General features: G+C 59.9%; 14 protein-coding genes. 8 read left to right on the plus strand and 6 right to left on the minus strand.

Annotated features, from left to right (window positions below; genetic code table 11):
- Nucleotides 1–12 precede the first annotated feature (12 nt).
- From aceE to msrA, 5 genes are all read left to right on the plus strand, one after another.
- A complete protein-coding gene (gene aceE, locus WA225_RS05650; RefSeq protein ID WP_007915682.1) occupies nt 13–2,658 on the plus strand; it encodes a pyruvate dehydrogenase (acetyl-transferring), homodimeric type in 2,646 nt (881 codons plus the stop codon).
- Between the two features lie 11 nt (nt 2,659–2,669).
- Nucleotides 2,670–4,634 (plus strand): dihydrolipoyllysine-residue acetyltransferase, encoded by a 1,965-nt coding sequence (aceF, locus tag WA225_RS05655; protein WP_422607182.1) that lies wholly within the window; start codon nt 2,670–2,672, stop codon nt 4,632–4,634.
- A gap of 278 nt (nt 4,635–4,912) precedes the next feature.
- Nucleotides 4,913–6,310, plus strand: coding sequence for an alkaline phosphatase D family protein (locus tag WA225_RS05660; protein ID WP_422607183.1), 1,398 nt, complete (start codon nt 4,913–4,915; stop codon nt 6,308–6,310).
- A gap of 243 nt (nt 6,311–6,553) precedes the next feature.
- Entirely contained in the window at nt 6,554–9,250 is a 2,697-nt protein-coding gene (locus WA225_RS05665; RefSeq protein WP_422607184.1) for a putative bifunctional diguanylate cyclase/phosphodiesterase, read from the plus strand.
- A gap of 153 nt (nt 9,251–9,403) precedes the next feature.
- Nucleotides 9,404–10,069: a peptide-methionine (S)-S-oxide reductase MsrA gene (gene msrA / locus WA225_RS05670; RefSeq protein ID WP_422607185.1), complete on the plus strand. Its 666-nt coding sequence runs from the start codon at nt 9,404–9,406 to the stop codon at nt 10,067–10,069.
- 50 nt (nt 10,070–10,119) lie between these two features.
- Here the strand turns inward: msrA and WA225_RS05675 are convergent, their stop codons facing one another.
- On the minus strand, nt 10,120–10,959 hold the full coding sequence (locus WA225_RS05675; protein WP_422607186.1) for a 23S rRNA (adenine(2030)-N(6))-methyltransferase RlmJ: 840 nt from the start codon (nt 10,957–10,959) through the stop codon (nt 10,120–10,122).
- A 419-nt stretch (nt 10,960–11,378) separates the two neighbouring features.
- Here WA225_RS05675 and WA225_RS05680 point away from each other — a divergent pair, with 419 nt between their 5' ends.
- Nucleotides 11,379–11,834, plus strand: coding sequence for a hypothetical protein (locus tag WA225_RS05680; RefSeq protein WP_422607187.1), 456 nt, complete (start codon nt 11,379–11,381; stop codon nt 11,832–11,834).
- 54 nt (nt 11,835–11,888) lie between these two features.
- Here WA225_RS05680 and WA225_RS05685 read toward each other — a convergent pair whose 3' ends face one another.
- The 4 genes from WA225_RS05685 to putP all read right to left on the minus strand — a co-directional run bounded on the left by WA225_RS05685 (nt 11,889) and on the right by putP (nt 17,094).
- The gene (locus WA225_RS05685) at nt 11,889–12,209 is read right to left on the minus strand and encodes a hypothetical protein (protein ID WP_422607188.1); all 321 of its coding nucleotides are present in this window, start codon (nt 12,207–12,209) and stop codon (nt 11,889–11,891) included.
- Nucleotides 12,210–12,541: 332 nt separating this feature from the next.
- A complete protein-coding gene (locus WA225_RS05690) occupies nt 12,542–13,252 on the minus strand; it encodes a DUF4123 domain-containing protein (protein ID WP_422607189.1) in 711 nt (236 codons plus the stop codon).
- Nucleotides 13,242–15,257 (minus strand): type VI secretion system tip protein VgrG, encoded by a 2,016-nt coding sequence (locus tag WA225_RS05695; RefSeq protein WP_422607190.1) that lies wholly within the window; start codon nt 15,255–15,257, stop codon nt 13,242–13,244. Before WA225_RS05695 ends, WA225_RS05690 begins: the two co-directional genes overlap by 11 nt.
- A 352-nt stretch (nt 15,258–15,609) precedes the next feature.
- Nucleotides 15,610–17,094 (minus strand): sodium/proline symporter PutP, encoded by a 1,485-nt coding sequence (putP, locus tag WA225_RS05700; RefSeq protein ID WP_422607191.1) that lies wholly within the window; start codon nt 17,092–17,094, stop codon nt 15,610–15,612.
- A 458-nt stretch (nt 17,095–17,552) separates the two neighbouring features.
- Between putP and putA the strand changes: the two genes are divergently transcribed.
- Together putA and WA225_RS05710 are read left to right on the plus strand one after the other, a co-directional pair.
- Nucleotides 17,553–21,506, plus strand: a complete 3,954-nt coding sequence (gene putA, locus WA225_RS05705; protein ID WP_422607192.1) for a trifunctional transcriptional regulator/proline dehydrogenase/L-glutamate gamma-semialdehyde dehydrogenase — start codon at nt 17,553–17,555, stop codon at nt 21,504–21,506.
- 258 nt (nt 21,507–21,764) lie between these two features.
- Complete coding sequence (locus WA225_RS05710; protein ID WP_422607193.1) at nt 21,765–23,567, plus strand: acyl-CoA dehydrogenase; 1,803 nt, start codon at nt 21,765–21,767, stop codon at nt 23,565–23,567.
- 201 nt (nt 23,568–23,768) lie between these two features.
- Here the strand turns inward: WA225_RS05710 and WA225_RS05715 are convergent, their stop codons facing one another.
- Nucleotides 23,769–24,614 carry a methyl-accepting chemotaxis protein gene (locus tag WA225_RS05715; protein WP_422607436.1) on the minus strand — a complete coding sequence of 282 codons (846 nt, stop codon included), beginning with the start codon at nt 24,612–24,614 and terminating at the stop codon, nt 23,769–23,771.
- Nucleotides 24,615–24,617 lie beyond the last annotated feature (3 nt).

Consider the following 24,617-nt stretch of genomic DNA (forward strand, 5'->3'; position numbering starts at 1 on the left):
CTGGAGCAAGCCATGCAAGACCTCGATCCCGTCGAAACCCAGGAATGGCTGGACGCCCTGGAATCGGTTCTCGACAAAGAAGGCGAAGACCGTGCTCACTATCTGATGACCCGTATGGGCGAACTCGCGACCCGCAGCGGCTCGCAGCTCCCTTACGCCATCACCACGCCTTACCGCAACACCATCCCGGTAACCCACGAAGCACGCATGCCTGGCGACCTGTTCATGGAACGCCGCATTCGCTCGCTGGTACGCTGGAACGCGATGGCCATGGTAATGCGTACGAACCTGAAAGATTCTGACCTGGGTGGTCACATCTCCAGCTTCGCTTCCAGTGCGACCCTGTATGACATCGGCTTCAACTACTTCTTCCAGGCCCCGACCGACGAACACGGCGGCGACCTGATCTACTTCCAGGGCCACACCTCGCCAGGCGTTTACGCCCGTGCGTTCATGGAAGGCCGCATCACCGAAGACCAGATGAACAACTTCCGCCAGGAAGTCGACGGTCAGGGCCTGTCGTCCTACCCGCACCCTTGGCTGATGCCTGACTTCTGGCAGTTCCCGACCGTATCGATGGGTCTGGGCCCGATCCAGGCGATCTACCAGGCACGCTTCATGAAGTACCTGGAGCACCGCGGTTTCATCCAGCCGGGCAAACAGAAAGTCTGGTGCTTCCTGGGCGACGGCGAGTGCGACGAGCCGGAATCCCTGGGCGCAATCTCCCTGGCCGGCCGCGAGAAGCTGGACAACCTGATCTTCGTCATCAACTGCAACCTGCAGCGCCTCGACGGCCCGGTTCGCGGCAACGGCAAGATCATCCAGGAACTCGAAGGCGTGTTCCGTGGTGCTCAGTGGAACGTGACCAAAGTCATCTGGGGCCGTTTCTGGGACCCACTGCTGGCCAAAGACGTCGACGGCATCCTGCAACGTCGCATGGACGAAGTCATCGACGGCGAGTACCAGAACTACAAAGCCAAAGACGGCGCGTTCGTCCGTGAGCATTTCTTCAACACGCCAGAACTCAAGGCGATGGTTGCTGATCTGTCCGACGACGAGATCTGGAAACTCAACCGTGGCGGCCACGACCCGTACAAGGTCTATGCGGCTTACCACGAAGCGGTCAACCACAAAGAACAACCTACCGTTATCCTGGCCAAGACCATCAAGGGTTATGGCACCGGTGCCGGCGAAGCGAAGAACACTGCGCACAACACCAAGAAAGTCGACGTCGACAGCCTGAAGTTGTTCCGCGATCGTTTCGACATCCCGGTCAAGGACGAAGAGCTGGAGAACCTGCCGTTCTTCAAACCAGAGCCAAACAGCGCCGAAGCCCGCTACCTCAGCGAGCGTCGTACTGCACTGGGCGGTTTCGTCCCTCAGCGCCGCGCACAAAGCTTCAGCGTGCCAACCCCGGACCTGGACACCCTCAAGGCGATCCTTGACGGTTCCGGCGACCGTGAAATTTCCACCACCATGGCTTTCGTGCGAATCCTCGCGCAACTGGTCAAGGACAAGGAAATCGGCCCGCGCATCGTTCCGATCATCCCGGACGAAGCCCGTACCTTCGGTATGGAAGGCATGTTCCGTCAGCTCGGCATCTACTCGTCCGTTGGCCAGCTCTACGAGCCAGTCGATAAAGACCAAGTGATGTTCTACAAGGAAGACCAGAAAGGGCAGATCCTTGAAGAAGGCATCAACGAAGCAGGCGCCATGAGCTCGTTCATCGCTGCCGGTACTTCGTACTCCAGCCACAACCAGCCGATGCTGCCGTTCTACATCTTCTACTCGATGTTCGGCTTCCAGCGTATTGGTGACCTGGCCTGGGCCGCTGGCGACAGCCGCACCCGTGGCTTCCTGATCGGCGGCACCGCCGGCCGTACCACCCTGAACGGTGAAGGTCTGCAACACGAAGACGGTCACAGCCACCTGTTGGCTGCAACCATCCCGAACTGCCGCACCTACGATCCAACCTACGGCTACGAGCTGGCGGTGATCATTCAGGACGGCATGAAGAAGATGACCGAAGAGCAACAGGACATCTTCTACTACATCACCGTGATGAACGAGTCGTACCAGCAGCCAGCCATGCCGGCCGGTGCCGAAGAAGGCATCAAGAAAGGCATGTACCTGCTCGAAGAAGACACCCGCGATGCCGCGCACCACGTCCAGCTGATGGGCTCCGGCACCATCCTGCGTGAAGTCCGTGAAGCGGCGAAGATTCTGCGTGAAGAGTTCAACGTCGGCGCTGACGTGTGGAGCGTTACCAGCTTCAACGAACTGCGTCGCGACGGCCTCGCTGTCGAGCGCAGCAACCGTCTGAAGCCGGGCCAGAAGCCTAAGCTGAGCTACGTCGAAGAGTGCCTGAACGGCCGTAAGGGTCCGGTCATCGCCTCTACCGACTACATGAAGCTGTTCGCCGAGCAGATCCGTCAGTGGGTACCGTCCAAGGAATTCAAAGTCCTCGGCACCGACGGTTTTGGCCGCAGCGACAGCCGCAAGAAACTGCGTCATTTCTTCGAAGTTGACCGTCATTTCGTGGTGTTGGCAGCCCTGGAAGCACTGGCTGACCGCGGTGATATCGAACCTAAGGTGGTGGCTGAGGCCATCGTCAAGTTCGGCATCGACCCGGAAAAACGCAACCCACTGGACTGCTGAGGAGACATTTTGTGAGCGAACTCATTCGCGTACCTGACATCGGCAGCGGTGAAGGTGAAGTAATTGAACTGTTTGTGAAGGTCGGCGACCGTATCGAAGCCGACCAGAGCATCCTGACCCTGGAATCGGACAAGGCCAGCATGGAAGTGCCAGCCCCGAAAGCCGGCGTCATCAAGAGCCTGAAAGTAAAGCTGGGCGACCGTCTGAAAGAAGGCGACGAACTGCTCGAGCTGGAAGTCGAGGGCGCCGCTGAAGCGGCCCCTGCTCCTGCCGCTGCCCCGGCTGCAAAAGCTGAAGCCAAACCGGCTGCCGCTCCTGCCGCCGCCGCACCAGCTGCTGCCCCTGCTGCCGCTTCGGTGCAGCAAGTGCACGTGCCGGACATCGGTTCTTCGGGCAAGGCACAGATCATCGAGATCCAGGTCAAGGTCGGCGATAAAGTCGAAGCTGATCAATCTTTGATCACCCTGGAATCCGACAAGGCGAGCATGGAAATCCCGTCGCCTGCCGCTGGCGTGGTCAAGGCCATCAGCGTCAAGCTCAACGACGAAGTCGGCACTGGCGACCTGATTCTGGATCTGGAAGTGGCGGGTGCTGCGGCCCCTGCTGCTGCCGCTCCGGCTCAGGCTGCTGCACCGGCCGCTGCCGCTGCGCCTGCTCCTGCAGCAGCCCCGGCTGCTCCAGTGGCTGACAGCGTTCAGGACATCCACGTTCCGGACATCGGTTCGGCGGGCAAAGCCAAGATCATCGAAGTGTTGGTCAAGGCTGGCGACAGCGTTGAAGCCGACCAGTCGCTGATCACCCTGGAATCCGACAAGGCAAGCATGGAAATCCCATCGCCTGCCGCTGGCGTGGTGGAAAGTGTTTCCATCAAGCTGGATGACGAAGTCGGTACCGGCGACCTGATCCTCAAGCTGAAAGTCAAAGGCGCCGCGCCTGCTGCTGCCCCGGCTCCAGCTGCCGCCGCTGCTGCACCAAGTGCTCCTGCCGCTGCTGCTCCGGCTGCCGCTGCGCCTGCACCAGCCGCCGCACCAGCCGCCGCACCGGCCAAGCCGGGCGCCAAAGTTCACGCCGGCCCAGCCGTGCGTCAACTGGCCCGTGAGTTCGGCGTCGAGCTGAACGCTGTCGGCGCCAGCGGCCCGCACGGTCGTATCCTGAAAGAAGACGTGCAGGTTTACGTCAAAGCGATGATGCAGAAGGCCAAGGAAGCACCGGCCGCTGCTGCTGGCGCAACCGGTGGCGCGGGCATCCCGCCGATTCCGGTCGTCGACTTCAGCCGTTTCGGCGAAATTGAAGAAGTGCCGATGACTCGCCTGATGCAGATCGGCGCGTCGAGCCTGCACCGCAGCTGGCTGAACATCCCGCACGTGACTCAGTTCGATTCGGCTGATATCACCGAGCTGGAAGCCTTCCGCGTGGCGCAGAAAGCCGTTGCAGAGAAGGCCGGCGTCAAGCTGACCATCCTGCCGCTGCTGCTCAAGTCGTGCGCGCACATGCTCAAGGAGCTGCCGGACTTCAACAGTTCGCTGGCGCCAAGCGGCAAAGCGATCATCCGCAAGAAGTACATCAACATCGGCTTCGCCGTCGACACCCCGGATGGCCTGCTGGTACCGGTCATCAAGAACGTCGACCAGAAGAGCCTGCTGCAACTGGCAGCCGAAGCCGCTGCGCTGGCCGCCAAAGCCCGCGACAAGAAGCTCACCGCTGACGACATGCAAGGCGCCTGCTTCACCATTTCCAGCCTCGGCCACATTGGCGGCACCGGCTTCACGCCGATCGTCAACGCGCCGGAAGTGGCGATCCTCGGTGTTTCCAAGGCAACCATCCAGCCAGTCTGGGACGGCAAAGCCTTCCAGCCGAAACTGATGCTGCCGCTGTCGTTGTCCTACGATCACCGTGTGATCAACGGCGCCGCTGCCGCACGCTTCACCCAGCGTCTGGGCAGCCTGCTGGCGGACATTCGCACGATCCTGCTGTAACTCGATCGGCCCTCCGGCGACGGAGGGCCGATTGCTGCACCCTTTCGAGCGCCACACGCTCGTACCTCAACCCCGTCAGTTTGGCGGGGCTTTTTTTTGCCTGAAGCAACACCTCTCTAGCCTTTTTCCCACACGCTGCGTCGATATCGGCCACAACCCTGGTCGACATGGCGACGATCTTTTCCATTCAATAGACAACTAACCTAGGCGCAGCCAAACCAACTAAACAAACTTTACCCGCCTTCACATTTTTTAAAACTCATTCGAATGGATTCGACATGTTAAAACCCACTATCGGCCCGATTACCGGCCACGTTACAACTAATCACGCGCGCATCTTTATTCGCGGCAACCTGCAAACCGATACCCCCGTATTTGCCGGAATACGTTATCGCGTTGCTGACACGCAACTATGGACACACAGTCTCTTCGCGCGCCTCAGTGAGTTGAATGATATGACGCACGTGTTCGCCCTCAACAACTTGAGTGCCGACACCGAATATGAATATCAGACCGGCTGGTTCAGCCCGATGAATCCGGTGCACACCCCTGACAGCGTCGCCGAGTTGCCGCTGCAATGGCCGAGGGAAATCTTCCGCCTGCGCACCCGCTCCAGCAAAGCCATGCAACCGCGCGCCTATATCCTCGGCTCCTGCCGCTATCTGCGCCTGACCGCCGGCATCGCCTCCCTGCCACAACTGGGCGACCGGATCTTTGCCTCCATCAACCAGGTGATCGAAGGCATACAACCGCCAATCAGCGCAGTAATGATGACCGGCGACCAAATCTACGTCGACGATTTGAACCTGATCGCACCCGATCGCGAATACAAAGACATTCTCAGTAAATACCGCGCTGCATTTTCCCAACCGAATATTCAACGCTTGATGTCCGGCACTTCGACTTACATGATTCTCGACGATCACGAAATTGAAGATAACTGGCCCGCCAACGCTGGCAAGTCTGACGGTGATTTATACCGTAACGCCATGGCCGCCTATGATTTGTATCAGGCCAGTCATAGTCCGGCACATCCGCTGACAACTAACGGTGAAGTAGATCGTTCGACACTGGAGCACTACTGGTATCAATTCAGCGACGGCGATATTGAATGGTTTGTCACCGACAGCCGCACCCGGCGCAACTTGTCAGCCGATGATCGACGCATCCTCGACGAAGCGCAGGAACAGGCCTTGCTCAAATGGCTGATCCACAGCACGGCGCGCGTCAAGTTCGTGGTGACCAGCGTGATGTTCTATCCGGATCGCAAGCTCCACGGCGATGACGCCTGGAAAGCCTTTCCCGAGCAGCGCCTGCGCCTGCTGGAAACCCTGCGCACCCGTCAGATCAAGAACGTTGTGTTTATTTCGGGGGACGTGCATGGCTCGCTGACCGCGCGCCTGAGTCACAGCGAAGACTCGGACTTCGAAGTCCACACCGTCGTCTCCTCGCCGCTGTGCAACAGCAAACTGTTGCCGTATGCCAAGGCATCGACATTCATGCTTGATCAGCCGCTGGTGCGCACGGCGGCGGGCGATTATCGACATGAGTTGACCAGCACAGTAGTGAGTGAAGACAATTTCGCTCATATGGTGGTCGAGGCTGAACGGATTTTGGTCAATTACCACGACCGCGATGGCAAACGCCTGCAATCGATCGTCATCCCGTTACGCTGAATCGTCCTTCAACAGTGCGCCGTTGCGCAGCAAAAACCGCTCTGGAACGGCGTTCCTTGCATTCAACGGCATTACTTTCAAGTGCAAGCTGGAGAAATGTGCAGCGCAGCCGACATATTCTTATAGCACTTGGCCTTCATCTCTCTTGTCAGTCGGTGCAGCAATGATGCAACCTTGCCGCAGGCAACAGTAAAGAGGGCGAGAGCCCGGCGCGTTCAGCATATTTCCAAGCGAGTTCCCTTCATGAAGAGCCAACCCGATGCCGCCAGCCGTATGGCGGTCGAGGTAGTGACGCAGTTGCCTGTGCCCTCGCGGCTCGGCATGCTGCGTTTCGAGCGCTTGAATGAGGCCAGCTGGGCGATGCTGTTCCTCGATCCGAATTGCGAACGCCAGTTCGGTCAACCCGCCGTTGAACTGTGCGCACTGGTCGGTTCGCCCTACGCCAGCCTGATGGAGCCGGAAGCGCGTTATCAACTGCACGACGCGATCCAGCAACAACTCGGTGCCAGCCCGCATTATCTGGTGCGCTACACCCTGCACACCGCTGCCGGGGCGCTGAGCATCCTCGAATTGGGCGAGGCCTATAAACAACACAATCGTCATCTGCTGCGCGGCTACCTGCTGGCGGTCGATGACGTGTTCGACGAGGCGCCAGCGCTGCCGTCGGTCGATCTCGAAACACAGAATTCGCGCCTGCAAATCGCCCTTGAACTCAATCAACGCGCGCAGCAGGAGCAACTGCAGCATCTGGAACGCGTGCGCGCCCAACAGGATTTGATTCTGTTGCTCGCGCGCCAGCGCTACAGCACGCACAACTCGCTGCAGGAAGCCGCCGAACTGATCACCCGCTGTGCCTGCGATATCTATGAGATCGACTGCGCCAGCCTGTGGAACCTCGAAGGCCAGCAACTGGTGCCGATCTCCGCGTATCACCGGGCGACGCAGGAGTACATCCTGCCGGACGTGATCGACGTCAGCAGTTTCCCTGATTACATGGAGGCGTTGCACAGTAGCCGCGCCATCGATGCACACAACGCGATGCGCGACCCGCGCACCCGCGAGATGGCCGAAGCCCTGCGCCCGCGCGACGTCAACGCCATGCTCGACGCCAGTATTCGTGTCGATGGCCAGGTGGTAGGCGTGTTGTGCCTGGAGCAGACCGGCGTCACCCGCGCCTGGCAGTCGGACGAAATCGCCTTTGCCGGCGAGCTCGCCGACCAGTTCGCGCAAGTCATCAACAACCACAACCGCCGCACCGCCACCAGCGCCCTGCACCTGTTTCAGCGTGCGGTCGAGCAAAGCGCCAACGCGTTTTTGCTGGTCAATTGCGACGGCGTGGTCGAGTACGTCAACCCGAGCTTCACCGCCATCACCCAGTACACCACCGAAGAAGTCCACGGCCAGCGCTTGTCCGAGCTGCCGGCACTGGAGAACCTCAGCGAATTGTTGTTCGACGCGCCTTCCGCGCTGGCCAAGAGCAACAGTTGGCAGGGCGAATTCAAGAGCCGGCGCAAGAACCTCGAACCCTACTGGGGCCAGTTGTCGATCTCCAAGGTTTACGGTGATAACCGCGAGCTGACGCACTACATCGGCATCTACGAAGACATCACTCAGACCAAACTGGCGCAGCAGCGCATCGAGCGCCTGGCCTACACCGACAACCTGACCAACCTCGGCAACCGACCGGCCTTCATTCGCAATCTCGACGAACGCTTCGCCCGCGATAGCGACACGCCGATCAGCCTGCTGCTGGTCGACATCGACAACTTCAAGCGGATCAACGACAGCCTCGGCCACCAGACCGGCGACAAACTGCTGATCAGCCTTGCTCGTCGTCTGCGCAACAGCCTGAGCCCGAGCGGCAGTCTCGCGCGTTTCGCCAGTAACGAATTTGCCGTGTTGCTCGATGACACGGATCTTGCGACCGGTCAGCAGATCGCCAACCAGTTGTTGGCGACGCTGGATAAGCCGATGTTCGTCGACAACCAGCTAATCAGCGTTACCGGCTCGGTCGGCCTGGCGTGCGCGCCGCTGCACGGTCGCGACCCACAAACGCTGATGCGTAACGCCGGGCTCGCGCTGCACAAGGCCAAGGCCAACGGCAAACATCAGGTGCAAGTCTTCACCGAGGCGCTGAATGCCGAGGCCAGTTACAAACTGTTCGTCGAAAACAACCTGCGCCGCGCCCTGACTCAGAACGAGCTGGACGTGTTCTATCAGCCCAAGCTGTGTCTGCGCAGCGGTCGTCTGCTGGGCATGGAAGCGCTTCTGCGCTGGAATCATCCGGAACGCGGGATGATCCGCCCGGATCAATTCATCAGCGTCGCCGAAGAAACCGGCCTGATCATTCCGATCGGCAAATGGATCGCCCGCCAGGCCTGCCGCATGAGCAAAGCGCTGACCGCGGCCGGCATGGGTAATCTGCAAGTAGCGATCAACCTGTCGCCGAAACAGTTCTCTGACCCGGACCTGGTCGCCTCCATCGCCAACATCCTCAAGGAAGAAGCGCTGCCGGCCAATCTGCTTGAACTGGAACTGACCGAAGGCCTGCTGCTGGAAGCCACCGAAGACACGCATTTGCAGCTCGACCAGCTCAAGCGCCTCGGGCTGACGCTGGCCATGGACGACTTCGGCACCGGTTATTCGTCGCTGAGCTATTTGAAGAAATTCCCGATCGACATCATCAAGATCGATCGCAGCTTCATCCATGAAATCCCCGACAACCAGGACGACATGGAAATCACCTCGGCGGTGATCGCCATGGCGCACAACCTGAAACTCAAGGTCGTGGCCGAAGGCATCGAGACTGCCGCGCAACTGGCGTTCCTGCGTCGCCACCGCTGCGACGTCGGCCAGGGCTACCTATTCGACCGGCCGATCCCGGGCGGCGAGCTGATCCAGGCGCTGAAACGCTACCCACGCGGCCCGCTCTGCCTGTAAACACCGCAAATCCCTTGTAGGCCCTCGCCTGCTCGCGAAGGCCTACAAAGAGCAGTCGAGTACCCGCACACTTTGGGTAGTGATTAACCGGGCATCATTGGGCACACTGGCGGTCTGACTTTTTACATCCCATCCTGACTGAGAGGAACGATCATGGTTCTGCGCTCGGAAATTCTGGTGAACAAAAACGTGCTCCCGACAAAAGAACAAGCTCTGCCCGGCCGCGAAACCGCGATGACCCTACCTGAAAAGCACTTCGTCTTCGAAGAAACTCCGCTGCTCGGCCCGTTTTTCCAGGACGTCGATTTTGCGATCTTCGGGCTGGGCTGCTTCTGGGGCGCCGAGCGCCGCTTCTGGCAGCGTGAAGGCGTGGTCAGCACGGTCGTCGGTTACGCCGGCGGTTTCACGCCGAACCCGACCTACGAAGAAGTCTGCTCGGGCCTGACCGGCCACGCCGAAGTGGTGCTGGTGGTGTACGACAAAGATAAAGTCAGCTACGAAGAGCTGCTGGCGATGTTCTGGGAACTGCACAACCCGACGCAGGGCATGCGTCAGGGCAACGACATCGGCACGCAGTACCGCTCGGTGATCTACGCGACCTCGCCTGAGCATCTGGACGCGGCGCTGAAAAGCAAGGCGACCTATCAGGCCGAGCTGTCGAAGGCAGGTCTGGGTGAGATCAGCACCGAGATCGAACAGGCGCCGACCGTGTACTTCGCCGAGGCGTATCACCAGCAGTATCTGGCGAAAAATCCTGAAGGGTACTGCGGGATCGGCGGCACCGGCGTGTGCATGCCAGCGAGCCTGGCGGGTAACTAATCCCGCCGCCGATCGTTCCCACGCTCTGCGTGGGAACGATCAGTCAGTGATCAGCTCTCGGCAATCAGCCAATCCATCTGCCAGCCACCCTGGGTCTGCCCAAGCTTTTTCGACAACCACGGCAGCAGCTCACGCAACTCTTCCTCCAGCCCCCACGGCGGATTGGCAATCGCCATGCCCGAACCGTTCAGGCTGTTCGGCGTATCCAGCGGATGCACCAGCAACTCCACGCGCAGCAACTTCGGCGCACCGGTGCCGGCCAGATCCTGATAGAAACGGCGCAACGCGCGCTGGTCCTTCACCGGATACCAGATCGCCGCCACGGTCTGGCGCATCCGGCCAATCGCCTCTTTCAACGACGCCGCGCAACGCTGCATCTCGTCGAGCTGTTCGAACGGCGGGTCGATCAACATCACCGCGCGCTTCTCCTGCACCGGCAGCATTGCCCGTGCAACATGCCAGCCCTCGCCCAGATGCACCTTGACCCGACGATCGCCGGCCATGTTGTCCTTGAGCAACACGCCGTCTTCCGGGTGTTTCTCGTTGAGCATCACCCGATCCTGCGCACGGGTCAGGCGCCGCGCCAGCTCCGGCGACCCCGGGTAATAGCGCAACTGGCCGTCCGGATTCATCTCGTGCAGCACCTTCATGTAGTCGGCGGTCAGCGCCGGCAGATCCGGCTGCTCCCACAACCGCGCGATGCCTTCCAGGTATTCGCCGGTACGGTTAGCCTGATCGCCCTGCAAGTCATACAGACCGATGCCGGCGTGCGTGTCGAGATAGGCAAACGGCTGCTCCTTGCGCGACATCAGGGCGATGAGGCGGGTCAAGGTCAGGTGTTTGAACACATCGGCGTGATTGCCGGCATGGAAGGCGTGACGATAATTCATGGCTGCTCCTGCGAAGGGCGCAAAGTTTACCTTTTACCGGGCGGCAAGTCAGGGGTTGGCGGCTGAGCGGGCAAAAGCCTTTCCCTCACCCTAGCCCTCTCCCGGAGGGAGAGGGGACTAACGGTGGTGATCTTGCGAGTGACATCGACCTGAAAGATCCGCGTGATCTCAGGCTTGGCCAAGCGAAGATCAGCGCAGAAGTCGGCGCACATCGCCCAGACAACTCGGTCAGTCCCCCCCGAAAAAACACCACCATCCAGGCTTGTCCAAGCCAAGTTCACCACTGAAGTCGCAGGTCGGCGTACATCACCCAGACAACTCGGTCAGTCCCCTCTCCCTCTGGGAGAGGGTTAGGGTGAGGGGCTTTGCTTTTATGGCATTACACTGGCAAAACATAAGCGACAGGAAGTCAAAAACTCATGCGATATCTGATCATTTGCTTATTCAGCCTGCTTAGCCCATACCTCGCCCTTGCCGACGAAACCCACATTGAACAGGCACGCCAGACACTAAAGAACTACGGCCTGAGCCACTGCATCCTAAAGCCATTCAACGAACACTCCTTGCTGGAAAAAGACATTGCACTGTCCGCCAATGCCTATTCGTTCACGGGCAAAGGCATGCATACCATTCTGCAAAATGAAGACACGCTGCAGGTGCTGCACGATCCCTACAAAGAAACCCGAAACTACGTGTTGGCGGCTTACGAGCAGATACCTTCAAACAGCAAATACTCGAACGAAAAAGTAGTGTTCCTTGCATGCCTGAAGGTCTACAACTCCGAGGCCTTCAGCCGCTTTATCAAAACGCAGGATGCGTACATTCCATCCATCAAAGTCAAAAGATCGCAGCCTTCGGCAGCTCCAACAGGGTGAGCACCAATCTCGTGTAGGAGCTGCCGAAGGCTGCGATCTTTTGATCTTGCGGTATCAGGAAGGCGTGGCGCCCAAGCGTCGACCGATGACGTCGAGCAAATCACAGCCGTCGCGCAAGGGGATGGCGCAGAGCTGGGCGAAGTCGCTGAGGATGATCGAGTCGCACTCGATCGAGCCACGCATGCACAGGTTTTCCAGCACTTGAACCACCGCACGGATGCGGAAGTTGGCGGCGTCCATCAGGACGTCGGAGGGGGCGTGGGTGTCGACGAACAGGGTGGGCATGTCGTTGCAGTTGCTGGTCAATGCCATGTAGCGGTTGTCGGGATGGGGGATGTGTTTTACGTAGGGTGGATCGGGATGCAAAGTCGTCATTTCATTATCTCCATGATTGATAAACGTGAGCCGCCAACGCACCGTCCTACAGGTTTGGGTGGCAGCTGTGCGCAAGAGTAGGAACCGAGCAATCATGGACCTCGGTCACGCCGAAGCGTGTCCCGCGCACAGCCGCCGCGAACGATTTTACGAACTTGAATCAAGTGCCGCAAAAAGCCAACGAACTGTAACGCCATGAAAGCGAGGGTTCCTACACCCTGTCACCACTCTCGCAGCGACAACGAAAAGACTATCCCTGCAACCCATCGCCCACCAGTTCATGCAATCCGCCGCAACTCGAAGGAATCGTCCGAGACCTTCGCCCCGAAAACTCACCCTGACTCTGCCAGCAAATACGCCAACAACGCCGATAACGACGATTCTTCCGACATTGAAACCTGAAAAAACTGCCTGACCTTGCAGCGCAACACCGGCTCGGGAAACGCTTCGAACAACGCCGGATGCTCCTCGCTCAGCCACTGCACGACATTGCCGAGCCGCGTTTCTTCACCTCCTAGCGCCAGCGCTTCAGGAACGTGCCACCAAGGAAACACCCGCCCCGACACCAGCGCCCTGCCCCCGACCGTAACCGCCTGACCATTGATCAAGCCGCGTCCGATCACTGGGAACAATTGCGCCGTTTCCACCTGCCCGGATTGCAAAATGGGTAGCAAAAACCGCCCATCCCAAAAGCGGAAAAACACCGCTTTACCGTCCGGCATCAACACCTGCGTCAAACTGCGCAGATGCTCGACCAGCACCTCGAGGCCCGCCGAAGACACCGCCAGCCAACCCCAATCGCGGGACTCAGTGGTCGCCACCCAATGCAGAAACTCACTGTCGACAGCGACAATTCCCACGAAGGGCATCACCGCATCCCACTCGGCGTAGATTGTGTCCGCCCAAATCGGCGTCGGCGCCACCGGCCAGGCCTTGAACGGCTCGACATCACTGGCATGACTGAAAATCGCGAACAGTTGCTCCGAGGGTTGCAGCGGCTCGCGCGCCAGCCAATCTGCTGGTTGTAGAAACTCAGGCTGCACAGACACCATCCTTGCAACGCTCACACTCTTCGCAGAATGGCGCATCACCTTTAAAGCTCATGATTTGTGCAGCGGTGAGCATGGCCGCCGGCGCGGCCTGGAGTTGCTCCGGCAATCCCGGGACACTTGGCGCAGCGCTCATCGCCGCCATCGGCGCGCCACCGACCTGAATGGGCACGCTGCTGAAAATCCCGCCGGGACCAATGTTGATCCACTGCCCGCCCGCCTGAATCGTCGCGCTGGCGCCACCGTCGATCACCACTTGCTGGCCGGCGCTGACGTGGATGTGCTGGCTGGCGCTGGTCGCCTGACTGGCAACCTGGATATGCCGGCTGCCGATGACGGTCAGGTGATCGTCCTGCTTCACTTCGGCCTGGCGCTGACCGTGCGTGATGCGCTGTTCGTCCGCCTTCAACTCGTGCTTCGCGATACCGTTGACGACAATGCTGCGCTGGTTGTCGACCTGCACCTGTTGGTCGTTCAATACGTGCTGCGTCCAGTTGCGCTGGGCGCGCAGGTAGATCTCCTCGGCGCCCTTTTTGTCCTCGATGCGCAGCTCGTTATAGCCGCCACCGCCGGGACTGCTCTGGCTGCGGAAAATGCTGCGGGTCTTGTCCGCCGGCAGATCAAGCGGCACCGGGGTCGCAGCGTTGGGCAAACACCCCACCACCAACGGCTTGTCGGCATCGGCATCGATAAAGCCGACCAGCACCTCCATACCGACTCGGGGAATCAGCACACTGCCGTAACGATCGTGAGCCCAACCACTGGCGACTCGCAGCCAGCAACTGGCATGTTCGTTCAACTCGCCATCGCGGTCCCAGGCCAGTTGCACTTTGACCCGGCCGTACTCATCACAATGGATTTCGCTGTCTTGCGGCCCGGTGACCACAGCGGGTTGATAGCCCGGCACCCGTGGCTTTTCTGGCCCCAGCGCAGGGCGGAAGAACACGTCCCACGGCGTGGCGAGAAAAGTATTACGGTAACCCTGGAAAGCTTCACCATCGCTGGTCACCGATTCCTCCAGCACCTGCGGCTGTCGGCCATGGTGTTCGATGCCCGTGACCAGCCACAGGTCATTCCAGTCCTGGCGCGGATGCTCGGTCAGTTGCAGGAAATGTCCGCAAACCAGTGCGGATTCGTCGCTGATGCCTTCGGCCTGACGGTAATCGGCGACATGTCGCTCAAGTGCCCGCTGGGCCAGGTGCTTGCCGGTTTCACGATCGTTGAATTGGCCGGGAAAGTGGTAATCCTCCAGCACCGGATGCTGCTCGGCATCGATACGGCCTTGCAGTTGCAAACGCGGTTTTTCAAAGTTGTAGTCGCGGCGGGTGACCACGCTGGTGCGGGTTGCCAGGCGAACATTAAAGCGCTGGATCGCCGGCGCTCCGCCCGCCATGCCGCTACCGGGCAGATACAACGTCGATTCGGCCAGGCGCGGAAACACCGTCTGATCATCACCGAACACCAACACATGGCCATCCGGGCTGTGCTGAAAGTGGTAATGAATGCCGACCTCGGCACACAACCGTTGAATGAACGCCAGATCACTCTCGGCGTACTGCACGCAGTACTCTCGCAGCGGGTATTCGCTGCCGAGGCGAAAATCGAAGGCATCGCGCAGGATCGCGTGATCCTTGAGGATCTGCGCAACGATCTGCGGCACGCTCAGATGCTGAAAAATCCGCTGGTTGATTCGATGCCCGAGGTACGTCAGACGCGGGACCAGACTGACGTTGTAGCGCGTCAGACGTTTCCCGGAATCACCCTGCCCGACCTGATAAATCTGACCGTGAACGCCGGAACCCTTGGCATCAAAACTCAGAAACGCCTGACAGTGCAGCAGACTTTCGAGGTCCAGATCCGGTCGCTCACTGACCAGTTCCAGCTCGAAACGATACGGTTGGCTGATGGCTTCCTTGCCCGTGAACTCAAGGACCTTGAGTTCATGCTGGGCGCCTTCGAGGGTCAACGTGAAACGCGGTTGATTGGCAGGCGCGAACATCCGATGTCTCTCTGCGGGAATGAGGGCGGGCGATTCTGCATGAGGGGCAAGGGGTGATGAGTGGGTGACGGGAAAATCAGATTTGCCCTACTTTCATTGCTGAAAGCCCCTGCAAAAACCGGCGCCTTCGACTACAGACAAATCCCCCAACGTCACCACCAACCCCTGTGGGAGCTGGCTTGCCAGCGATGGCGGTGCGTCAGTCACCCAATGTGTTGGATGTGTCGACCTCATCGCTGGCAAGCCAGCTCCCACAGGTCTCTCCAGTGTCCGCAAGAAATCACAGGCAATAAAAAACGGCCCGTCTCCTGTAGGAAACGGGCCGTTTCTTTGTGAGCCGAAGCTCAGTGCATTACTTGTTCAGGTGGAAATCTTTTTCCGCCGCTTCGAAGCGCTGCACCATGCCGGCAGTCGGATTGCCGAGCATGCTGACGATGTAGATGGCGATGCTGGCGAAGATGAAGCCCGGGATGATTTCGTACAGACCCATCACTTCCCAGTGTTTCCAGGCCACAACGGTGATCGCGCCGACGAGGATACCGGCGAGTGCGCCGTTGCGAGTCATGCCTTTCCAGACTACCGAGATCAGCACAACCGGACCGAACGCAGCACCGAAACCGGCCCAGGCGTAGGACACCAGGCCCAGTACGCGGTTTTCCGGGTTGGCAGCCATCGCGATCGCGATCAGGGCAACCAGCAGCACCATGGCGCGGCCGACCCATACCAGCTCGACTTGCGAAGCGGATTTACGCAGGAAGGTTTTGTAGAAGTCTTCGGTCAGGGCGCTCGAGCACACCAGCAACTGGCAGCTCAGGGTGCTCATCACAGCAGCCAGAATGGCCGACAGCAACACACCGGCAATCCATGGGTTGAAGAGGATTTTGGCCAGCTCGATGAACACACGCTCGTGGTTCTCGGTCACGGGACCCGCCAATTCCGGGTGCGCCGAGAAGTAAGCGATACCAAAGAAGCCCACAGCCACGGTGCCGCCCAGGCACAGGATCATCCAGGTCATGGAGATGCGACGCGCCTTGGCGATCGATTTCACCGAATCTGCGGCCATGAAACGCGCGAGGATGTGCGGCTGACCGAAGTAGCCCAGCCCCCAGCCCATCAGCGAGATGATGCCGATGAAGGTAGTGCCTTTAAGCATGTCGAAGTTGCTTGGATCTTGCGCTTCGATGGCCAGGAACGTGGTGTCGACGCCGCCGGTGGCCAGCAGCACGATGATCGGCGTAAGGATCAGCGCGAAAATCATCAGGGTGGCTTGTACGGTGTCGGTCCAGCTCACGGCCAGGAAACCACCGATAAAGGTGTAGGCAATTGTCGCCGCAGCACCGGCCCACAGCGCGGTCTCGTAAGACATGCCGAAGGTGCTTTCGAACAGACGGGCACCGGCCACGATGCCGGAAGCGCAGTAGATGGTGAAGAACACCAGAATCACGATCGCCGAGATAATCCGCAGCAGGCCGCTTTTGTCTTCAAAACGGCTGGCGAAGTAGTCCGGCAGGGTCAGGGCGTCGCCGTTGTGCTCGGTCTGCACGCGCAGACGGCCGGCAACGAACAGCCAGTTCAGGTAGGCACCGATGATCAGACCGATGGCGATCCAGCTTTCGGACAGACCGGACATGTAGATGGCGCCCGGCAGGCCCATCAACAACCAGCCGCTCATGTCGGACGCACCGGCAGACAGCGCGGTGACGACGCTGCCGAGGCTGCGACCACCGAGAATATAGTCAGAAAGGTTGTTGGTGGAGCGATAGGCCATCAAGCCGATCAGCACCATTGCTGCGATGTAGATCACGAACGTGATCAGGGTTGGATTGCTTACGCTCATTGAGTTACGCCCTGGCTTTGTTTTTATGTAGCGGCGGTGGTGAACCGCACGCAAACGACGACGTTTGGCAGACGATCCGGGATCCCGCGCATTTAGGACTGATGTTTCCCCAGGAAAGCCATCAGCCGGTACACCGGGTTATTCCCGGTTGCACCTAGGGCGCGAATGCTATGCAACAAATCAAATAAGGTGCAACCAGTTTCGCGAGAATTAGTTGCACCTAGTCGGAATTATCGACAATCACCCCGTTTTTGCTCCCTTTTGTGGCAGTCATGGCCCTTTGCTAGAAGCAAAAGCACCAAGCAGGAGCAGCACTTTCGTACCAGAAAATAATTCCTGACGAGCTGCCTATTATTCCGACAAAAAAAGGGTTGCACCCGGTTGCACCTCTTTCGGCGCACGGCTAATCTTGCCGCCAGCTGATGCCACGCAACTGTGGCAACCATGAGGATAAAAATATGGCTACCACCACCCTTGGGGTCAAACTCGATGACCCGACCCGCGAACGCCTGAAGGCCGCCGCAACCTCGATTGATCGCACGCCGCACTGGCTGATCAAGCAGGCAATTTTCAATTACCTGGAAAAACTCGAGGGTGGTGCAACCCTGACCGAGCTGAACGGTTTGACCGCCAAGGACGCCGATGAGGCAGGCGAAGTACACACCGATCACGCCCACCAATGCTTCCTCGAATTCGCTGAAAGCATCCTGCCGCAGTCCGTTCTGCGCGCCTCGATCACCGCTGCCTACCGTCGCCCTGAGCCGGAAGTCGTGCCGATGTTGATCGAGCAGGCTCGTCTGCCGGTCGCCATGGCGGAAGCCACCAACAAACTCGCGGCCTCCATCGCGGAAAAACTGCGTAACCAGAAAAGTGCCGGCGGTCGTGCAGGCATTGTTCAGGGTCTGCTGCAGGAATTTTCCCTGTCGTCCCAGGAAGGCGTAGCGCTGATGTGCCTGGCCGAAGCGCTGCTGCGCATCCCGGACAAAGGCACTCGCGATGCACTGATCCGCGACAAGATCAGCACCGGCAACTGGCATCCGCATTTGGGCAACAGCCCGTCGCTGTTCGTCAACGCCGCCACCTGGGGCTTGCTGCTGACCGGTAAACTGGTCTCGACGCACAACGAAGCCGGCCTGACTTCGTCCTTGAGCCGCATCATCGGCAAGAGCGGCGAGCCGATGATCCGCAAGGGCGTCGACATGGCCATGCGCCTGATGGGCGAGCAGTTCGTCACCGGCGAAACCATCGCCGAAGCGCTGGCCAACGCGAGCAAGTTCGAAGCCAAGGGTTTCCGTTATTCCTACGACATGCTCGGCGAAGCCGCACTGACCGAGCACGACGCACAGAAGTACCTGGCCTCGTACGAACAAGCCATTCACTCGATCGGCAAAGCCTCCCACGGTCGTGGGATTTATGAAGGCCCGGGCATTTCCATCAAGCTCTCGGCATTGCACCCGCGTTACAGCCGTGCGCAGTACGAGCGTGTGATGGACGAGCTGTACCCGCGCCTGCTGTCGCTGACTCTGCTGGCCAAGCAATACGACATCGGCCTGAACATCGACGCCGAAGAAGCCGACCGTCTAGAACTGTCGCTGGATCTGCTCGAGCGCCTGTGTTTCGAGCCGCAACTGACCGGCTGGAACGGCATCGGCTTCGTCATTCAGGCTTACCAGAAACGTTGCCCGTACGTGATCGACTACGTGATCGATCTGGCCCGTCGCAGCCGTCATCGCTTGATGATCCGCCTGGTAAAAGGCGCGTACTGGGACAGCGAAATCAAACGCGCCCAGGTCGAAGGCCTGGAAGGCTATCCGGTCTACACCCGCAAGGTGTACACCGACGTGTCCTACATCGCTTGCGCACGCAAACTGCTGTCGGTACCGGAAGTCATCTACCCGCAGTTCGCCACGCACAACGCCCACACCCTGTCGGCGATTTACCACATTGCCGGTCAGAACTATTACCCCGGCCAGTACGAATTCCAGTGCCTGCACGGCATGGGCGAACCGCTTTACGAACAAGTGGTAGGCAAGGTTTCCGACGGCAAGCTGAACCGTCCGTGCCGCGTGTACGCCCCGGTCGGTACCCACGAAACCCTGCTGGCGTACCTCGTACGTCGTCTGCTGGAAAACGGCGCGAACACCTCGTTCGTCAACCGCATCGCCGACCAGTCGATTTCGATTCAGGAATTGGTGGCCGACCCGGTGGCGCAGATCGAGCAGATGGCGACCGTGGAAGGTGGTTTCGGCTTGCCGCATCCGCGTATTCCGCTGCCGCGTGACTTGTACGGTTCTGAGCGTGCCAACTCCAGCGGCATCGACATGGCCAACGAACATCGTCTGGCTTCGTTGTCCTGCGCATTGCTCGCCACTGCGCACAACGACTGGAAAGCCGCGCCGATGCTCGGTTGCGCCTCCAGCACTGAAGCTCCTGCACCGGTGCTGAACCCGGCGGATCACCGCGATGTGGTCGGTCACGTTCAGGAAGCCACCGTCGAAGACGTCGACAACGCCATTCAATGCGCGTTGAACGCAGCACCGATCTGGCAGGCCACCCCGCCCGCCGAACGTGCGGCGATTCTGGAACGTGCCGCTGACTTGATGGAAGGCGAGATCCAGCCGCTGATGGGCCTGCTGGCTCGCGAAGCCGGCAAGACTTTCGCCAACGCCATTGCCGAAGTCCGTGAAGCGGTCGACTTCCTGCGTTATTACGCAGTGCAGGCGCGCAACGATTTCAGCAATGACGCCCACCGCCCACTGGGTCCGGTGGTGTGCATCAGCCCGTGGAACTTCCCGCTGGCGATCTTCAGCGGTCAAGTCGCTGCGGCATTGGCTGCCGGTAACCCGGTATTGGCCAAACCGGCCGAGCAAACGCCGCTGGTTGCCGCGCAAGCCGTGCGCTTGCTGCTCGAAGCCGGGATCCCGGAAGGCGTGCTGCAACTGCTGCCGGGTCGCGGTGAAACCGTCGGTGCCGGTCTGGTCGGCGATGAGCGCGTCAAAGGTGTGATGTTCACTGGTTCCACCGAAGTCGCGCGTCTGCTGCAACGCAACATCGCTGGCCGTCTCGACAGCCAGGGCCGTCCGATTCCGCTGATCGCCGAAACCGGTGGCCAGAACGCGATGATCGTCGACTCTTCGGCGCTGACCGAACAAGTCGTGATCGACGTGGTGTCCTCGGCCTTCGACAGCGCCGGTCAGCGCTGCTCGGCCCTGCGCGTACTGTGCCTGCAGGAAGATTCCGCCGATCGCGTCATCGAAATGCTCAAAGGCGCGATGGCAGAAAGCCGTCTCGGCAACCCGGAGCGCCTGTCCGTGGACATCGGCCCGGTGATCGATGCCGAAGCCAAGGCTGGCATCGACAAGCACATACAGGGCATGCGCGACAAAGGTCGCAACGTCTACCAGGTGGCGATCGCCGACACCGAAGAAGTCAAACGCGGCACCTTCGTCATGCCGACCCTGATCGAACTGGAAAGCTTCGACGAGCTGCAACGCGAGATCTTCGGTCCGGTGCTGCACGTGGTGCGCTACAAGCGCAAAGAGATCGACCAACTGATCGGCCAGATCAACGCTTCCGGTTATGGCCTGACCTTGGGCGTGCACACGCGCATCGACGAAACCATCGCCAAGGTGATCGACAACGTCAACGCCGGTAACGTCTACGTTAACCGTAACATCGTTGGGGCCGTGGTCGGCGTACAGCCATTCGGCGGCGAAGGCCTGTCGGGTACGGGTCCGAAGGCCGGTGGCCCGCTGTACCTGTACCGCTTGCTGGCGACCCGTCCTACCGATGCCATCGAACAATCCTTCGCTCGCGGTGATGCCGTTATCGCCCCGGACGTTCGTTTGCGCGACGCCATGAGCAAACCGCTGAACGCCCTGAAAGCCTGGGCCGAAAGCAACAAGTTTGCCGAGCTGAGCAGCCTGTGCGTGCAGTACGCTGCGCAATCGCAGAGCGGCATCACCCGCGTACTGGCTGGCCCGACCGGCGAGAAAAACAGCTACGCGATCCTGCCGCGCGAGCACGTACTGTGCCTGGCCGAGGTTGAAGGTGATCTGCTGACGCAACTGGCTGCGGTATTGGCCGTAGGCGGTTCGGCGGTATGGCCAGAGTCCGACATCAGCAAGGCATTGTTCGCACGCCTGCCGAAGGAGATTCAGGCGCGGATCAAGTTGGTTGCCGACTGGAACAAAGACGAAGTGGTGTTTGATGCGGTTCTGCATCACGGCCATTCCGACCAGTTACGCGGCGTTTGCCAGCAAATTGCCAAGCGTGCCGGCGCGATCGTTGGGGTTCAGGGCCTGTCCCAGGGCGAGACCAACATTGCCCTGGAGCGTCTGGTGATCGAGCGCGCGTTGAGCGTTAACACCGCTGCGGCGGGTGGTAATGCGAGCTTGATGACTATCGGCTAAACCCGATAAACCGGGCACCTGCATAGGTGCCCGGCATAGCAACAATCCCTGTGGGAGCGAGCTTGCTCGCGAAAGCGGTTTGCCAGTCAACTCATCTGTTGAATGTGCCGAGCTCTTCGCGAGCAAGCTCGCTCCCACAGTGGTTTGTGGTGTTTGCAAAGTTGCTGCGCGGCTCCAACATCACGCTTATCAATCATCCTGTTCAGTCTTTATCAGCACGCCTAGACTCGGCCCAACCCCAATTTCAGGTAGGCCGCCATGTCCGAGACGCTGCTCAGTTCCCGCAATCTGGCTTTCGAGCTGTATGAAGTCCTCGATGCCGAGGGCCTGACCCGGCGTGAGCGCTTTGCCGAGCACAACCGCGAGACCTTCGACGCCGCCATCGGCACCGCGCGCAACATCGCCGAAAAGTACTTCGCCCCGCACAACCGCAAGGGTGACGAGAACGAGCCACGCTACGAAGACGGCAAGGCGATTCTGATTCCCGAAGTGAAACCGGCGGTGGATGCCTTCCTTGAAGCCGGATTCCTCAACGCCGCGAGAAGTTTCGACGCCGGCGGCATGCAACTGCCTACATTGCTGTCGCAAGCCTGCTTCGCGCATTTCCAGTCGGCCAACGCGGCTTCGACGTCCTACCCGTTCCTGACCATGGGCGCGGCGAACCTGATCGAGAGCTTTGGTACCGACGAGCAGAAACAGCGCTTTCTGCAACCGATGATCGACGGGCGCTTCTTCGGCACCATGGCGCTGACCGAGCCCCACGCCGGTTCATCGCTGGCGGATATTCGTACGCGCGCCGAGCCTGCGTCCGACGGCACCTATCGCCTCAAGGGCAACAAGATCTTTATTTCCGGCGGCGATCACCCGCTCTCGGAAAACATCGTGCACATGGTCCTGGCCAAGCTGCCGGATGCACCTGCGGGCGTTAAAGGCATTTCGCTGTTCATCGTGCCGAAGTTTCTGGTCAACGATGACGGCAGCCTTGGCTCACGTAATGACGTGCTGCTGGCCGGACTGTTCCACAAGATGGGCTGGCGCGGCACCACGTCCACGGCGCTTAACTTCGGCGATAACGGCGAGTGCGTCGGATATCTGGTGGGCGAGCCGCATCGCGGCTTGAGCTACATGTTCCAGATGATGAACGAAGCGCGGATCGGCGTCGGTATGGGCGCGGTGATGCTCGGTTATGCCGGGTATCTGTATTCACTGGAATACGCCCGCGAGCGTCCGCAGGGCCGCGTGCCGGACAGCAAGGATCCGACGACGGCACCGGTGGCGATCATTCAGCACGCGGATGTAAGACGCATGCTGTTGACGCAAAAGTCCTACGTCGAAGGTGCATTCGACCTTGGCCTGTACGCGGCGCGTTTGTTCGATGACACCACGACGCTTGAGTCCGAAATCGAGCGCAAACAGGCGCATGAGTTGCTCGATTTGCTGACGCCGATCGTTAAATCCTGGCCATCGGAGTTCTGCCTCAAGGCCAACGAACTGGCGATCCAGATTCTTGGCGGCCACGGTTATACCCGTGAGTATCCGGTGGAGCAGTATTACCGCGACAACCGTTTGAACCCGATCCACGAGGGCACTCATGGTATTCAGTCGCTGGACTTGCTCGGGCGCAAATTGGCGCAGAACGGTGGCGCGGGGCTCAAACAACTGATTCGTCTGATCGCCAACACCGCTGAACGCGCGACGGCATATGAATCGCTGACCGCCCTGCGTGAACCACTGGAAAAACTGGTCGCGCGTCTGCAAACGGTAACCATCGGCCTGCTGACCGATCTGGCACAGGGCAAGGTCAACAGCAGCCTGGCGAATTCAGCGTTGTACCTGAAGGTGTTCGGCCACACGGTGATTGGCTGGCGCTGGCTGGAGCAGGCGATTCGTGCCGAGGAAGGCTTGGCCAAGGGTAACGCGGCGGATGCTGACTTCTATAAGGGCAAGTTGCAGGCGGCGCGGTATTTCCTGACGTGGGAAGTGCCGGGTTGTCACCATGAACTGGCGTTGCTGGAGGCGCGGGATGATACGTGTCTGGCGATGCAGGATGCGTGGTTCTGAAACGCTACCCTCACCCCAGCCCTCTCCCAGAGGGAGAGGGGGCCGACCGGGGGATGCCTGAGTACTCCGTCGACATGAAAGAGGTTCACCGAATCCATAATCGACTGTCGTTTTCAGGTCGATGTATAGCGTAAGACACCTCGGTCAGTCCCCTCTCCCTCTGGGAGAGGGTTAGGGTGAGGGGCTTTTCTGCTTCAACACTCAGCTCAACTTGAACCCACCCATCTGCCGCGCCAGATCATCCGCCAGTTTCTGCAACATCTGACAATCTTCGCGACAGGCCCGAACCTCCCCCGCCGTCGCCCGCGCCAGATCGGAAATCCCCTGCACATTACGGTTGATCTCTTCAGTCACCGCCGACTGCTCCTCGGTCGCCGTTGCCACCTGATGGTTCATGTCACTGATGCGTTCGACCTGCCCGGTAATCGCCGTCAACGACGCCCCGGTACGCTGGCTCGACTCCACCCCGGTGCCGGTCGCTGCCTGACCGGTGCGCATCGACGACACAGCGTTTTCCGCGCCTTGCTTGAGGCTGCCGATCATCTGCTGGATTTCGTCGGTGGACGCCTGGGTCCTGCGCGCCAAAGTACGTACTTCATCAGCAACAACCGCAAAACCACGCCCCATATCCCCGGCCCGCGCAGCTTCAATCGCAGCATTGAGCGCCAGCAAGTTAGTCTGCTCGGACACCCCGCGAATCACCGCCAACACCGAATCAATCGACGCCACTTGATGCGCCAGCTCAGCCACCGCGCCCGCCGCTACGCCAATCTCATCCGACATGCTTTCAATATGCTTGATCGAGCCACCGACCACTTCCCGCGCCTGCATCGCCTCATCCCGCGCGGTTTGCGAGGCCAGTGCCGCATTACCGGCGTTTTGCGCAATCTCCTGCACGGTCAGGCCCATCTCGTGAACCGCCGTCGCAACCATATCGGTCATTTCCTGCTGACGGCCAGAACGCTCAGCAGTGTTCTCCACTACCTTCGCCACCTGCCCCACGGCCGTGCGCAGACGTTCGCTGGTGGTCAGCACCTCGCCGATCATCCC

It is taken from the genome of Pseudomonas sp. (genome assembly GCF_049300855.1).
Taxonomy (GTDB): domain Bacteria; phylum Pseudomonadota; class Gammaproteobacteria; order Pseudomonadales; family Pseudomonadaceae; genus Aquipseudomonas.